Annotated in this window: 13 protein-coding genes; 7 read left to right on the forward strand and 6 right to left on the reverse strand. The window is 40.0% G+C overall.

What is annotated here, in order from left to right; translation table 11 throughout:
- Positions 1–5 precede the first annotated feature (5 nt).
- From FFF34_002570 to FFF34_002580, 3 genes are read right to left on the reverse strand one after another with little or no spacing between them, the layout of a single operon-like run.
- Positions 6–2117 carry a hypothetical protein gene (locus FFF34_002570; GenBank protein TSD66305.1) on the reverse strand — a complete coding sequence of 704 codons (2112 nt, stop codon included), beginning with the start codon at positions 2115–2117 and terminating at the stop codon, positions 6–8.
- 2 nt (positions 2118–2119) lie between these two features.
- On the reverse strand, positions 2120–3556 hold the full coding sequence (locus FFF34_002575; protein ID TSD66306.1) for an SAM-dependent DNA methyltransferase: 1437 nt from the start codon (positions 3554–3556) through the stop codon (positions 2120–2122).
- A 5-nt stretch (positions 3557–3561) separates the two neighbouring features.
- Positions 3562–5955, reverse strand: a complete 2394-nt coding sequence (locus tag FFF34_002580; protein ID TSD66307.1) for a DEAD/DEAH box helicase — start codon at positions 5953–5955, stop codon at positions 3562–3564.
- Positions 5956–6248: 293 nt separating this feature from the next.
- Here FFF34_002580 and FFF34_002585 point away from each other — a divergent pair, with 293 nt between their 5' ends.
- Both FFF34_002585 and FFF34_002590 read left to right on the forward strand, forming a co-directional pair.
- Positions 6249–7424: a hypothetical protein gene (locus FFF34_002585; GenBank protein TSD66308.1), complete on the forward strand. Its 1176-nt coding sequence runs from the start codon at positions 6249–6251 to the stop codon at positions 7422–7424.
- 2 nt (positions 7425–7426) lie between these two features.
- A complete protein-coding gene (locus FFF34_002590; protein TSD66309.1) occupies positions 7427–8662 on the forward strand; it encodes a hypothetical protein in 1236 nt (411 codons plus the stop codon).
- A gap of 44 nt (positions 8663–8706) precedes the next feature.
- Here FFF34_002590 and FFF34_002595 read toward each other — a convergent pair whose 3' ends face one another.
- Complete coding sequence (locus tag FFF34_002595) at positions 8707–9147, reverse strand: hypothetical protein (GenBank protein ID TSD66310.1); 441 nt, start codon at positions 9145–9147, stop codon at positions 8707–8709.
- Positions 9148–9345: 198 nt separating this feature from the next.
- Here FFF34_002595 and FFF34_002600 point away from each other — a divergent pair, with 198 nt between their 5' ends.
- The 4 genes from FFF34_002600 to FFF34_002615 are packed head-to-tail and all read left to right on the forward strand — an operon-like array spanning position 9346 to position 11431.
- Positions 9346–9612 carry a helix-turn-helix domain-containing protein gene (locus FFF34_002600; GenBank protein ID TSD67941.1) on the forward strand — a complete coding sequence of 89 codons (267 nt, stop codon included), beginning with the start codon at positions 9346–9348 and terminating at the stop codon, positions 9610–9612.
- Positions 9609–9941 carry a hypothetical protein gene (locus FFF34_002605; protein TSD66311.1) on the forward strand — a complete coding sequence of 111 codons (333 nt, stop codon included), beginning with the start codon at positions 9609–9611 and terminating at the stop codon, positions 9939–9941. Before FFF34_002600 ends, FFF34_002605 begins: the two co-directional genes overlap by 4 nt.
- Positions 9942–9943: 2 nt before the next feature.
- Complete coding sequence (locus tag FFF34_002610; GenBank protein TSD66312.1) at positions 9944–10498, forward strand: hypothetical protein; 555 nt, start codon at positions 9944–9946, stop codon at positions 10496–10498.
- A 21-nt stretch (positions 10499–10519) separates the two neighbouring features.
- The gene (locus FFF34_002615; protein ID TSD66313.1) at positions 10520–11431 is read left to right on the forward strand and encodes a molybdopterin-guanine dinucleotide biosynthesis protein MobB; all 912 of its coding nucleotides are present in this window, start codon (positions 10520–10522) and stop codon (positions 11429–11431) included.
- A gap of 137 nt (positions 11432–11568) precedes the next feature.
- On the opposite strand, the gene FFF34_002620 is transcribed toward FFF34_002615, so the two are convergent.
- Complete coding sequence (locus FFF34_002620) at positions 11569–11967, reverse strand: helix-turn-helix transcriptional regulator (protein TSD66314.1); 399 nt, start codon at positions 11965–11967, stop codon at positions 11569–11571.
- A 183-nt stretch (positions 11968–12150) separates the two neighbouring features.
- Here FFF34_002620 and FFF34_002625 point away from each other — a divergent pair, with 183 nt between their 5' ends.
- On the forward strand, positions 12151–13680 hold the full coding sequence (locus FFF34_002625) for a HEPN domain-containing protein (protein TSD66315.1): 1530 nt from the start codon (positions 12151–12153) through the stop codon (positions 13678–13680).
- A 345-nt stretch (positions 13681–14025) separates the two neighbouring features.
- Here the strand turns inward: FFF34_002625 and FFF34_002630 are convergent, their stop codons facing one another.
- Positions 14026–14562 (reverse strand): ORF6N domain-containing protein, encoded by a 537-nt coding sequence (locus FFF34_002630; protein ID TSD66316.1) that lies wholly within the window; start codon positions 14560–14562, stop codon positions 14026–14028.
- Positions 14563–14565: the final 3 nt, after the last annotated feature.

Consider the following 14565-nt stretch of genomic DNA (forward strand, 5'->3'; position numbering starts at 1 on the left):
AATGGTTAATTTTGTATTGCTAATTGTTGCGGCACAATTCCGTTACTTTCCATCCAGCGGAGCGCGCTTTTCACCTGCTCAGCCGAATAATTGCGTTTAAATTCTGACCAGTCGTAAAACTTGCTGAGTAAGGCGGTATCGTTAACCAATTGATTTTTCAATATCATTTCCTCCCAGCATGCAAAAAGCGTTGCTACAATTTCAATACTGGCTGAATTGGTGTTTTCAAATAGCTGAATAAGATGATAGATGGATTCCACCTGGTCACCAAATTGCGCTTTAAATGCTAGCTTATGGCTACCTGCATTGACCAAAGGCTGGTACTTCAGTGTTTGTGTCTCATCATACTTGAACCAAGCTTTTTTCTCAAGCTCTACATCCAGGTACCTTTGCAACTTAGGATCGTAAGGCCCCATGGCTTGTCGTAAAAAGTTGACCGGTAAATTCATTTTTCTAATTCGTTCGCAAAGAAAAATGAGTTTTTGAAGTTTTATGTGTCCAAATGTTGGTTTTCGATTTAATTGCCAAATAATTTCAGAAGCAAGAAGCAAAATATTTTCCTCGCTGGTAAAGGTTTTAATGGCAATAGCAGCATTATCAATTTTGTTATTTTCTTTAAATGATTGTTTTATAACAGATTGTATCAAAATTTCTATGTTATCAACACTCATATTTGTATTGGACTCTAAATCATCACAAAGGGAAATTATTTCGTTAACACTATTAACAATTAACTGCTGTTCATCCAGAGAAGGTAATGCAATAAGTGTATTGAGCAATTGCGTTTTATTTATGGACGCTAGATTTGTGGTTTGTTTAGAACAACTTTCAAAATATCGCCTGGTAATTGGACTGTTTAAATATATCTCCAAATATGCATTTAATATTCCCCCTCGTGACCTAATGCAATAAATATGATTTTGATGAATAATTGGCGATAATTTTTCGTTCCAAATAGCACAACGACCAACCTTGTCCCAATCGCCGCCTTCAATCATTAAAAGGTCTCCATAATGCAAGCGATATTTATCAATCTCTTTAGCAGTAACCTCTAATTCCTTCACATCAGATATATCAATATATCTTCGTTGTACATTCGCTACCCTTAAGTACGGTGTTTTAATTAGCTCCCCTCTATAAGTTTTACCTAAAGTAATACCGCTCACAACATCTGCAATTTCACTTAAATTGCACCACGCCCAACTTTTTGGTAGTTTGAACGGTTCTTCAAAATCGGAAATTGGACCATTTTGAGATTTTTTACCTTTTGAGGGACGGTCTATATTTGATTTTTTAATACGAGCTAGCAATTGTTCTCCTGTTTCATTTACTAAAACTTGAGTATGTAAATTACCTTCAACGCCATCTTGTAGTATTGCCTCTTTCAAGCTTTTTATTTGATCTTGTTGATTTTTACATTGAATTAGTAATTCCTGAACTTCATTATTGATTTCTAAGCTCTTTTGAAACATTGAATTCAAATAATTGATAAAATCCGAATCTGTTTCTTCAAAATTGTATTCCAATTCATTTAATAAAATGTGATCAATTGACTCTAATATTTTGCAAAGCTTCAATTGCCATTCTTTGTGAGGAATAGATATTTTTATTCTATCCAAATCACCTTTGTTAAAACCACCTTGCGCGCTTCTTGAGATATTTTTAATAGTATCTTGTATAATTGATGCGTGAAGAAAATAAAATAAAAAGTTCTGATCAAGAATGTCTTCATCGAGTATTATCACTTTGGCGCACGCGACATTATATGCCCCCGCTTTTCCTGTTAGAACTTTACCTACGGAAGCGCCGTATCTGCCTAAAAGGACATCGTTTGAATTACATGTTTTATTTTTTTTGTCTTTTGGAATATATGTGACAGTAGACTCAGAAGAGAAGTCACGTATTTGAAGGAATCTTTCATACCCCTCCTTTTCTCCAAAAACAAATTGACTTTTGGGTGGTTGTGTTCCCCCTTGAATATCGATAAAGTCAGTTAACTTACCTTGGGAAAAAAAAATGGGGTATAGTTCTGTTGCTGCCAAAATACCATTAACGCAAGCTTGAATCGCTATGTCCCTAAATCTTTTATTTCTATATATTGATGTTAAATCAGCCACAGCTATACGTTTAACTTGTTCTTTATTCTTTGTAGTAGTAATTTCGATGACTCATTTGAAATTAGCAAACTTTCTATAAGGTCCTTGCTATTAAAACTCTGCTCTTGCGGCTTTGTATTGGGATTTTTAACATCCAAATTATAATTTCTTTGTTTGATTTCTTCAGCACTGATCGTCCAAGAGCGAGAAGTAGTCTCCCTTTTTTGCCACCAAGTTTTTTCTACATCAAACTCTTCAATACTAATAGGTCTTGTTTTTTTGTAATTTTTAATTCCTTCAGGATATGGATGTTCGTAGTACCATATATCCTTTGTTGGCTTTCCCTTATCAAAAAACAGCAGGTTCGTTTTTATACTCGTATAGGGTGCAAAAACACCATTCGGCAAACGAACTATCGTATGCAGATTACATTTTTCAAGTAAATTTTCTTTTATCCTGGTAGACACACCTTCGCCGAATAAGAACCCATCCGGCAATACTACTCCAGCTCTGCCGCCATCTTTCATCATATGAATAATAAGTGCCATAAATAGATTAGCAGTTTCCCGGGTACGAAAACCGACCGGAAAATTATTTTCTACTCCGTCTTCCTCCATACCTCCAAAAGGAGGATTGGTTACTACCACGTCATAACGATTTTTATTAGTCCATTCTGACCAAGACTTGCCTAATAAATTATCATGTTGAATAGATGGGATTTCAATGCCATGTAATATTAAATTCGTTGTTGCCAACATATGGGGCAATGGCTTTTTCTCAACTCCTGTTATTGATTTTTGGAGGAGGACGTTATCTTCAACGGTTTTCACCTTACTATTTGCCTTGATATATTCTACGGCATTGACAAGAAAACCGGCTGTACCACAAGCGGGATCGATTACCCTTTCACCAAGTTGAGGGTTAACCATTTCCACCACAAACTGTGTTACGGCCCTGGGGGTATAAAACTCGCCGGCGTTTCCGGCACTTTGCAGGTCCTTTAAAATCTGCTCGTAGATATCGTTGAATGAATGCCGGTCTACCTGCGTTGAGAAATGAATACCGGAGTTGATCTTATTGATGACCTGGCGCAGCAATGTGCCGCTTTTCATGTAATTGTAACTATCCTCAAAGACATTCCGCACCATAATCCCCCCATCGTCTTTATTCTTAATGGTGAGATTTTTAAGGCGTGGAAATAATGAGTTATTTACAAAGTCCAGGAGATCGTCACCCGTCATGCCTTCATCTTTCGCCGCCCAGGTACGCCAGCGTAAATCGTCGGGTATCGGTGATTTATAACCATCTTTAGTTATTTCCCATTCACTTTCCTTTTCGTCAAATATTTTTAGAAACAAGAGCCATACCAGTTGCGATATACGTTGCGCATCGCCGTCAACGCCGGCGTCTTTACGCATAATATCTTGTATAGCTTTTATAGAACTTGATAGTGTAGACATGCTAATTAAGCTGTATTAGTATATAATTGGTTTTGCAAATCTTTAATGGCTTTCAAGTAACTATCCTTACTGCCAAAAAAGCCGATAATTTCAAATGGCGTTCCCAAACTGCTCAATGGATCAAGCGAAAGGATTTGTGTGGTTTCAATATTTTCCAGTCCCTCGTCTGCATATTTATCCAGTAATGCATTTAACACATTCCTGGCCTGGTCGCCGTATTTATTAAAATAGTCTCTTTTCTTAACATTGTTAGCCCTTTCCTTGCGGGTCAGCGGCGGGGCATCAAAAGCGGTATGGCAGATCAAATCAAATATGTCAAGTTCCCGATCTACAGCTTCCTTTAACTCCTCCACTAAAAGTCCCTGCTCTTCCAGCTCCTTCACTAAAACAGATTTTCGTTCCGCATCATTCCAGGTGCCCAAAAATTCCTCCAGGGTTTTATATTGATTTTTTATCTTATCACGCGAGTACTCTTTCAGACTAACTGTGATGGGTTTACCATCATGATCAAAATACATTTCCCTTTGTATCAAAACGGAAACATCTATGCCATTGATAAAGATCTTTTCCCGCTTTTCCTTTTTTGTATAGTAAGGAACAGACGGCGCCATTAAAACTGATTGTCCCATATCTAATTCCTCGCCCGAAAGTTCATCGATAACCGGGGCTGGATCTGCTTCCTCCTCCTGCTCAATCGTCTCAATACTTACGTTTTCATTAACTACTTTTACCATTACCGGATCACCGTCAAAATCAGGATCGGCAAACTTATCAGAAACATTTCTAAAATCGAGAATCGTAAAATACAATTTGCCAAAATCTTCATTAATCCGAGTCCCCCGACCAATAATTTGTTTAAACTCCGTCATCGACTGAATATTGCTGTCCAGAACAATGACCTTACAAGTCTGCGCATCAACACCGGTGGTCATGAGTTTGGATGTGGTTGCTATGACGGGATACCTTTCTTCGGGATTGATAAAATTGCTCAATTCCCTTTTGCCCTCGTCGTTATCCCCGGTAATTTGCATGACATACTTGTCATTCTGAGCTACCAGGTCGGAATTTTGCCTGGAAAGTTCAGACCGCATGCCCGATGCATGCTCTATGTCGATACAGAATACGATTGATTTGGAATAACGGTCAGTTCCTTTCAAGAACTCGGTTATCTTTCCGGCAACAAGTTTACGACGCTCTTCTACAACAATATTCTTTTCAAAATCTGAGCGGTTGTAGATCCTGTCCTCGACTTCGTTACCAAACTTATCCAGGAAGCCTTTCGGTGGCCGCCAGCCTTCAAGGTCGATATCCAATCCAATCCGTACGACGCGATATGGCGCAAGGAAGCCATCGGCTATACCTTGTTTGAGCGAATAGGTATAAACCGGTTCACCGAAATATTCGATATTGGAGGTTTCAGAGGTTTCTTTTGGCGTAGCCGTTAAGCCTATATGTGCTGATGTTTTAAAATAGGTCAATATTTCCCGCCAGGCACTGTCTTCGTTAGCGCTACCCCGGTGACACTCGTCAATAATGATCAGGTCAAAAAAGCCCGTCGAGAACTGTTTATATACATTTTTCTCTTCTTCATTACCGGAGATACCCTGGTAAAGCGCCAGGTAAATTTCGAAGGACTTATCGACCTGCCGCTTTTTAACAATGGTCATTTTATCGCCGAAATGGCGAAAATCACCGACCTTTGTCTGATCCAGCAGTGAATTCCTGTCCGCAAGAAAAAGAATCCGCTTTTTGGCCCCGCTTTTCCATAAGCGGTGGATGATCTGAAAAGCGGTGTAAGTCTTACCTGTTCCTGTAGCCATCACCAAAAGCAATCGGTTTTGGCCTCTGGCTATGGCTTCAATTGTTCTGTTTATCGCAATTTGCTGGTAATACCGCGGGCTTCTGCCCGAAACATCGGTATAATAATCTTGGCTGACGATCTTCGAGGCCCTGGTGGTTTCAATACCCTTATAAGTCTGGTACCACGCCCAGAGTCGTTCGGGTGAAGGGAACTCATCCATTTGCAGATCACTTTCGGCCTGACCACTGAGCAGAGTTCTGTCATGAAACAAAAACCCGTCACCATTGCTGCTGAAAATAAAAGGGACATCCAGGATCTTGCCATACTTGATCGCTTGTTGTATTCCGTCGCCGACGTTATGATTATTGTCTTTTGCCTCAATTATCGCAATTGGGATATTGGTCTTGTAGTATAGGATGTAGTCTGCCTGTTTACGCTCGCCACGTGCGGTTAATTTGCCTTTAACGTAAATACGGCCATCGGTAAATGACACCTCTTCACGCATTTGCAAGTCAACATTCCAACCCGCAGAGAGGATGGCTGGTGTAATGTACTTGGTGCAAATATCTCTTTCTGACAGAAGTTTTTTATTCAACATTCAATGGCGGTGATCAAGGTTGATAAGATAAATAATATTATTTGATAAGCGTTGCCACGCCTAATGTACACTAAATTCAATAGTAAATTACTTAAATTTCGATATTGCAAATTCACTCAAGTAAGCATCTCCTGTATTGCCAATTCTTTAAATTATAGTCTATAATTGAAAGTTGAACTATATGTGGAGTCTTTAAGGTGGTAACCATTAGTCACTACTTTTATATAGTATATTTTCGTAAACTTGCTGGAGGTTATTTGAAATGTAGCAAACACCTAAGTATTCATTTAGTTATGGACATTATATCAGTACTTGTCGACCATAGAATTAATGCCGCAAATGTACTCGCCGAGTTCACAATTGAGGAGTATTTAAAAAGTGCTGATTCCATGATCAATAACAATCCTTTTCAGCGTAAAACTGTTAAATCCTCCGGAACTGTTTATAGTTTATTAAGAGATGATTTGAAGCAAGGTTGCATAATACCCCCTATTGTACTCGCTTTAAATAATGATCCATTAACAGAAAGGAATTCGGAAAATGAAAAAACTATTTATAAAAATTACATAGAAAATAACATTAAAGAAGCACTTATTTTAGATGGTCTTCAACGCACAAATAATATTATTGATGCAAACGATGAACTACAAAAAGAAAATGATCCTCTGGCACTTAATAAATATTTAAACTATAAAATTAGGGTAGAAATCTATTTTGGAATAAATAAAATTGGCATTTTATATAGGATGTTGACACTAAACACTGGGCAAACGCCCATGTCCATTCGACACCAAATTGAAATCCTTTATTCGGACTATTTAAAGCAACCTACCAATGGCATTCGACTGATTCGAGAAATTGACTCTGGCTCAAAAGGGTTCGGGCGGTACTCATTTAAGGATGTTATTGAAGGGTTAACATCTTATTTAATGCGTGACTACCTTACTTTTGATCGCGGTGATGTTCTGGAAAATATCAAAAGCTTGGAAAAACTTTCAAAAGAAAACCAAGGTGCCGACATATTCAAGGGGTATTTGGAATTATTTCATTCGTTTCTTAGCCGTATGATGTTTTTATTAGAAGGATGGCAATACAGAGATGGGGAGTCTGAATATGTTTTAAATTCAGCCCCATTTGGGCGGGATGCGTTATCAATCTTCAGCAAATCTCAAATTATGACAGGCCTAGGAGCTGGTATAGCATTTTTAAAAGATCGCGAATTATCTGATTTCACAAAGGTAAAAACAGACATTGAACGAATCAACTTTGATTATAACGCAGGTAGTGTGATCTATTATTTATTATCAAAATTAGACGATCTGAAAGTAAATGCTGCAAAAATTGGAAATGCGCAACGTGAATATTTCTATTATTTTTTCAGAGAACTTTTTAATCCAGAAGGAGATTCTTATCTATCAATTGACAAATCTATAGAAAGTGCCTTTAAACGTTACAGGCAGAATAACTAGTCATGTTAAAACTACGTTCCAGACAGAGTAAAAGAGAATTGCTGTTGGACAGAGTTCAATTTTTTCAAGACGAAGATGGAAGTTATTTTTTATTAGAATCATCTGAAGACCAACTAATTAACTACACGGTAAATTTTCCGTTGCCTTATTATGATGGTTACAAAATACAAGACTTCAATTGCATAGGTTTTAGCAGTTCTATATTTAACAAAGAAAATAACATTTTCCAGGTTAATCTCAAAAAAAGCAACAAAGACAAGCCGAAGCGTATTGGGTGGATATTTACAATCCAAGCGCTAATTTCAACTGAGCACAATGAGGCAAACAACGAGCATTTTTTAAGATATAGCTTTGTAACATTTGAAAAACTATTGCGAGGTCACCTTTTCGAGGAAACAGTTGTTTATGTAGAAGATATAAAACCGGATGGAATTCTGACACTTGAGAATATTTATCCGGCAGAAATGGTAATCTTTACGATAAGTAACGCAACTGTAAAGGATATTCCAGAGTTTGAAATTGATAATTATCTCCAGTCTTTTTACATCTATGGGTATTATTTTTGCCCACTACAAGGAGACTTCGACTCCGCAATCGAGAATTTAATTGAGCCTCCGATCATAACTAATATCGTTATTCAAAAGATATCCGACCAGCTTGAACATGATAAATTTGCTAAGGAATTATTTAGAACTTACCTAAAAAAGCAAAACCATCCTTTAGTTCAATTCTATTTATTGTTTCAAGTAATTGAATTATTGATTGATAAAGTTTATGATTTTGAAATCCTAAAATTATTCTCTGCTGCTAAGGAGCGAACTTTAGCGCCCCATGAAATAAAAAAAAGGATTGAGTCAATTGCCAATATGGACTACCGGATAACACGTCTTTTTGAAGATTATTTACAAAAAGGATTAAGTTCTACAACTGATTTGGTAATCGCTTTAAAACATTTTTTAAAACATTTTGCATCAGATTATAAGGATACATCTTCTGTGGGAGCAGCGATTTACTCTTGCCGTAATAAGATCGTTCATGAGTTTCGATTAGTCGCTGATAAAGACGTTGACTTCGGACTTTTAAAAGAAATCAACAAGCATTTTTCTATTTTAATAGCTGAACTTGTGATTTTATTTGCAGATGATCCAGCTTTAAGAAACAATAATAAACTTGAGACTTCTCCTATCGAATGGCTTAAATACCAGCTCTTGCAAGAAATCCTCCAAAAGGATCTGTAACTGGACATCGGCATCCATTTTTGATGGTTGCAGGATTGCCTCATTCAAGTCTTTTTCTTCCAGTATGTCAACGCCAGTGATCTGCTTAATGCAGTTAAAATCGGTTCTGAAGAGTGGGTTTTAAGTTCGGCCGCCAGCACTTCTTCATACCTAGGGTCCAACCTGGCGATAAAATACTTTTGCTTCAGGTCACTCTGTTTGAACTTTAGATCCATCGCCGTTTTTAAGCCTGCGCTATCAGCCAGATATAATCCGGCGAATTTATAGATATTGGAAGTGGCATCCATCCCTTTAATCTTCGGCCTGTTCAGGATACCTTTTACTATACTGCTTTCGACTCCCGAATGCATATAGCCTTTTAAAGAAACCTGTTCGTCCGGGGTAAGTTCAAAATGCTGTTGCTCAAGCTGCGTCCTTCCGCGAAAGCGGGGGGAGCAAGCGGAAGTCGGGCAAGCCCGACTTTTTCCGCTTGCCCTGCGGGGCAACGCAGATTTGCGTATACGATGAGTATACTTACCCCCCGCCCAATACCGAAATAGTAGAAAATAGTATACTCAAAGGTATACCAGTAACCTTTTGTAACATCGGCAGGCTCCAAATAAAAATATCCCCACCTTTTTCAAGTGGTGAATTTAACCTGTTCAGGTTACTCAGCTTTGTCCTAATTAAAAAAAGGAGGAATGATGAATGTAGAGCTGATCACAAGAGATGACCTGAAAGAATTCAAAACAGAACTTTTAGAAGAGATCAAGAAGATCGTGCCCTTTGATGTTACTGGCCAGTCCAAAAAATGGTTAAAAAGCAATGAGGTCAGGAAGCTGTTGAAGATCTCTCCGGGAACATTGCAGAATCTGCGGGTCAATGGTACGCTGCGTTTTACCCGCGTGGGCAGTACGATGTATTATAAGATGGAGGATATCCACAAGCTGCTGGAAGGAGGGATGCAATGAATGCCAATCTGACTACGCACCAACTTGCAGGCTATGGCCGGCTGCTTCGGCTCAGCAGTAGAGATGAGCGGCTGAATGCTTCGCATATTAGCATGTTCACGGGCTTGTTTGTCCACTGGCAGCGTTGTGGTTATGCCAGCTCTTTTGCGATCACCAGGAGGTCGGTGATGGCTTATAGCCGGATCGCGTCGATCGCTACTTACCACAAATGCATTAAGGATCTACATGAGTTTGGTTATATCCGCTACCAGCCCTCGTATCACCCGAAGGCGGGCAGCCGGGTATGCTGGCCCGCTGGATGGCAAATAAGCGTCAATAATAATGGATAACAATGGCAAAAGATGAGAATATCAAAACGATCCGGTTCCCGGTAAAGACAGATGAGAGATTGCAGGCGGTCGCTAATAAATGCGGCCTAACTAAGCTAGGCTGCTTTATCCATATGACGGACTATTTTTATAAGAACAAGAAAGACCCAAGAGATCTGAGTGATGAGCTCTTAAAGAACGCTTTGAATAAAAAGACCGATAATATCGTAGCTTTTATCCGGACGCAGGAGCAGGAACTGCTTATCCCGATCAAAAAAGATGTGGAACACTTATTGGCCGGACTCGCAAAAATTTTGCAGTATTTCCAAAGCGAGATTATTACCCATAATGAAGATCTCCGTGACACCTGTCAGAACCAGTCGGTGAGTACTGGCCGGATACTCGAATACTTAAAAAGAGCGGATCAGGCACAACTGGAGAGGAAGAAATTAAAGGAAAAGGTTTCAGCAATACTGGAATACTATATCAGTGCCAGGGAGCAAATGGGTATGATGACCAAACAGACTGATAAGGACGCCCTTATTCAAAATGTAAGACAACAGGTAAATAATCTTTGAAGGCAACCAGGTACAGCGATCATGCATGTGAATATTACCAAAAGCGAAACAGGCAACAATAAAGGCAGCAGTAGCCAATTGGTCGCTTACCTTGAAAAAGAGAACCGGATTCCAGAAGGGCAACATAACAACCTTCGAACGCCGGAATATTGGTTTAACCATACCAGTGATAGCATCCAGCCATATGATGTGCGGCGATGTATTGATGGCAACGTAGCGAAGCTTTCAAAAGAAGATGCCAAGTTCTTCCTGGTGAATATGAGCCCCAGCAGTAAAGAATTGCTTTTTTTGAAAGGGCGTTTCGGCGAGGAGCAAACAAAGGCATATTTAAAGGCATATGCAAACGCGGTGATGGATGTTTACGCTAAAAACTTTAAACGCAAAGGCGTGAACGGGAATAAAGACCTTATTTATTTCGGAAAGCTGGAATATCACCGGTATTATACCTTCAAAGACCTGGAGGTTCGGAAAGATTTGGCCAGGAAAGGTGACATAAAACCGGGTGAACAACTGCATATGCAAGTTATTGTCAGCCGTAAGGATGCCAGTAATAGTATCAAGTTGAGCCCTTTGAATAACTCTAAAGGGGCCAATGCGGCACACAGTGAGAAAGTAGGGCAATTTGACAGAGTTGCTTTTAAGCATGCGGCAGAAAGCTTGTTTGACACAATGTTTGGTTATGAACGGGGGATCGAAGAATCATTCAGATATGCCAATACCCTTAAACATGGTTCTTATGAACAAAAGCAGGATGTTAAAGAGCAAATGAAGTTTGAAGCGGTGTTAAATCTAAATAAGAACGCCGAGCATGGTCAAGGCCTGTTAAAAACACTGTTCAATGATGACGGCGATTACAATGCACCTGTGCCGGACGGGTTGAAAAGAACAAGAAAGAAAAAGCGGCGTAGAAATAGCGGAGGCTTAGGATTATAAACAGCTACTCAATGATGGGCAAGAAATTATTGTATTGGATCACTGGCATCGTAATTTTTGTTAATCGGATGATACCGCTTTACTTCATAAAAGGAGGAGTGAAGATAAGTTCCTTACGTAGTAAATAGCCATCTCGACTACTTATTCCTAAGAAGCTCGTTTTTTTCACGTTCGCTTGCTAATAGGCGTTCATAAAGATCTACTATCTTTTCGATAGTATTAAATGTAGGTTGATAGTTTAATGAACTGGCAATTAAGGTCGAACTGTCACTGCTGGAATTATGGAAAGTATTTGAAATAATATTAAAAACTGCTTCTTCACTAAAATTCTTGAGTCCTTCTGGAGTGACACCAAGAACAACGGCGATTTTTTCCAATAGATCGTCTTCGATTTCTTCACTTTGCTCTAAGCGCGAAACGGTTTGTTGGCTTAAGCCCAGTTCAGTCGCAAATGCTTCTTGCTTGATGCCTCTCAGTTCTCTGATCTTACTGATCTTTCTGCCGATGTGTTGTTTATTAGGGTTGGCTGTTTCCATGGTATCAAATATAATTATTTGTCTGAGACAAGGATAATAAAATGCAAGTTAACAACAATTATCAAAATGGGTAAAATACCCGGGCATATGAGTATTTTACTCATGGTTTGGGTTCGGTACCGCTGCACATCATCCGTCTTTTGTTTTACCGGTTAATGGAAACCGGAACAAAATGGATTTCTTATGTATGGTGACAAATTATTTCCATGGGATGAGTACCCGAAATTCCTGAGTTTTGAGGAGGTACAGCACCCGTTTGGAGTGGTATCGAACTATTTCGACGGTACCCTGCCGGAAGATCGGAGCAGGGAATTAATAGAGTGGCGTAGCTACGTGATCTCCCATAAGCATTACCGGCACCCTCACGGACCGGGTAACTTACTATTTATCAGTGATGAACATTTGAGGCTGTTGGAGGCCTGTTACCTGCTTTTTGCGGCGTGTTCCCAATATTGGTTACGTAATACGGCACTATTATCTGCGGAAGCCTTAGAAACGGCCCGAAAGGAGTGGTCTTACTTTCCGAACAATTTATCTGCAAAGGAACTGAGCAATCCTTACCGGGCGCTGAAAAAGATATTCCGGAAGTATAGCCTTGCCCAATACCGTGTTTACCTGAAAGAATGGCTGCATGCTGCGCTTTATAAGAACCCTATAGATGAAAGTATGACCGCGGGAGAGATCGAGGCGGTTTACGCGAACATGCAAAGGCTTGGCTCCGCCGCCTGGATGATCCTACAGGCCGAATCAGATTGTCCGAAATTTACAGGGGAACCGGAGCCGAAACATGAAGTTGAAAGAAACGAAATGCAAATCAAATCACCTTATGGTGAAATTGCAAAAAATGAGGAGAATATAGATAGTCTAAAGGCTGGTTTGGCTGACAGTGTAGCGCGGGATGGAGGGATCAAACCTTTTGCGCCAAAGATTTCACCTGCGGAGCAAATGGGCCTGGATGAAGTGGTCGCTTTGATCCGGAAAGAAATGCCGTCAGTGCGGATGATCAATTATTTGGGTTCTTACCAAGATCCATTTACTTTTTATCTGCTCATTTTGGTAGACGATGCAGAGAAAATGCCGGAGCATTCTATCGTCAATAAGATAGAGGACAATTGCCGTCGCCTGGTCGCTGTTTATGCGATCGTGCACAAGATGCAAAGTGCGGTTAAGGGTTTAAAGAAAGGAGGGCGTTTCTGGAAGGCGTCTTTGGAGAAAGGCATCTGCCTTTACAAAGGTGATGGCGTTAAATTGCCGGAACCTCTGGCCGTAACAGACAAAGAAGAATACTCAGCTGTGTTAGCCCAATGGGAAAGATGGGGCAAACTTGGATATGATTTTTTCGGCGGAGCAGTTTATTATATTGAAAAGAAGAACTACCAGCTGGGGATATTCATGTTACACCAGGCAGCAGAATGCACCTTGATCGGTTTGATCAAAGTGATATTCGGTTACCGGCAATCGGTACATAGTTTGACAAGGTTGTTAAAACTGACGCTGCTTTTTACAGATGAGCTGATGGAGATATTTGATCCGCAGGACTCGGATAAGTCAAAAGTATTTTCGTTGCTCTCTGCTGCATACGGGGAAGCAAGGTATAAAGAGGCGTTTAACCCAGAAGCCGATCTGGTGATCTCAGCGCAATATAAGGTCGAATTGTTGATCGCAAAAGCAAAGCTGATCTGTTTAAAGGTGATAGATGGTAAAAAATGTTAATGGACGCCCATACCACCGGAAAGCAGACGAATCCTGATTTTGCCGTCAGCACCTGCGGCAGGCAGGCTTCATTCCACCACGCGCTTGGCTCCGGGTTTCATTACGCTGCCAGCCTCGGTCCGGTTGGCTGATGTTCGCTGCCCTAACAACAGCAGGTAATCTTAAATCTCCAATGCACTGCTGCTACAAAATTAGCACCGCAGCAAAATTGTAAAGGCTACACAAAGCGGGCCGTTTGGTCCGCCTTTCAACGGTGGCCCGGCCTTGACAATTTTGCTGCTTGCCGCTTTTAGTTGTTTACGCATTGCAATGGAGCATTGCGCGCATATAGCAAACTTTTACGTCCTAAAGGTCATCAGGCTTATAACCCAAACGTTTTCTTGGTTCATGTTCTTTCTTAGGAAGCCACCTGGCCAGTTCATCGAGGTAATCAAAAACTACCGCTATGTTTTTTCCCTGGCTGTTTAACTCTTTTTTGATCTGTTCTATTTCCAGTTGTATTTCAGTATTGCTGTTGATGAAATGGCGTAAGCGGCTGAATATTCTAACGATCTGTATATTGACCTGTATGGCTTTGGGGCTGTTAAGGACACTGGAAAGCATTAGTACGCCATGTTCGGTAAATACTTTCGGTGCGTATCTTCTGCCGCCTGAACTTGAGGTCACAATTTGTGACCTCAAGTTTGACCATTCTTCATCCGACAATTGAAACATAAAATCCGAAGGGAATCTGTCGATATTCCGGTTGACGGCTTGATTAAGTACTTTGGTTTCTATTCCGTAAAGCTCGGCAAGGTCACTGTCCAGCATCACGTTCTGGCCTCTGAGGAAATAGATCTTAGTCGTTAAGTGCTCGTCTATGGTTTGTTGATGGTTTTTCATGTT

The organism is Inquilinus sp. KBS0705 (genome assembly GCA_005938025.2).
Lineage (GTDB): Bacteria > Bacteroidota > Bacteroidia > Sphingobacteriales > Sphingobacteriaceae > Mucilaginibacter.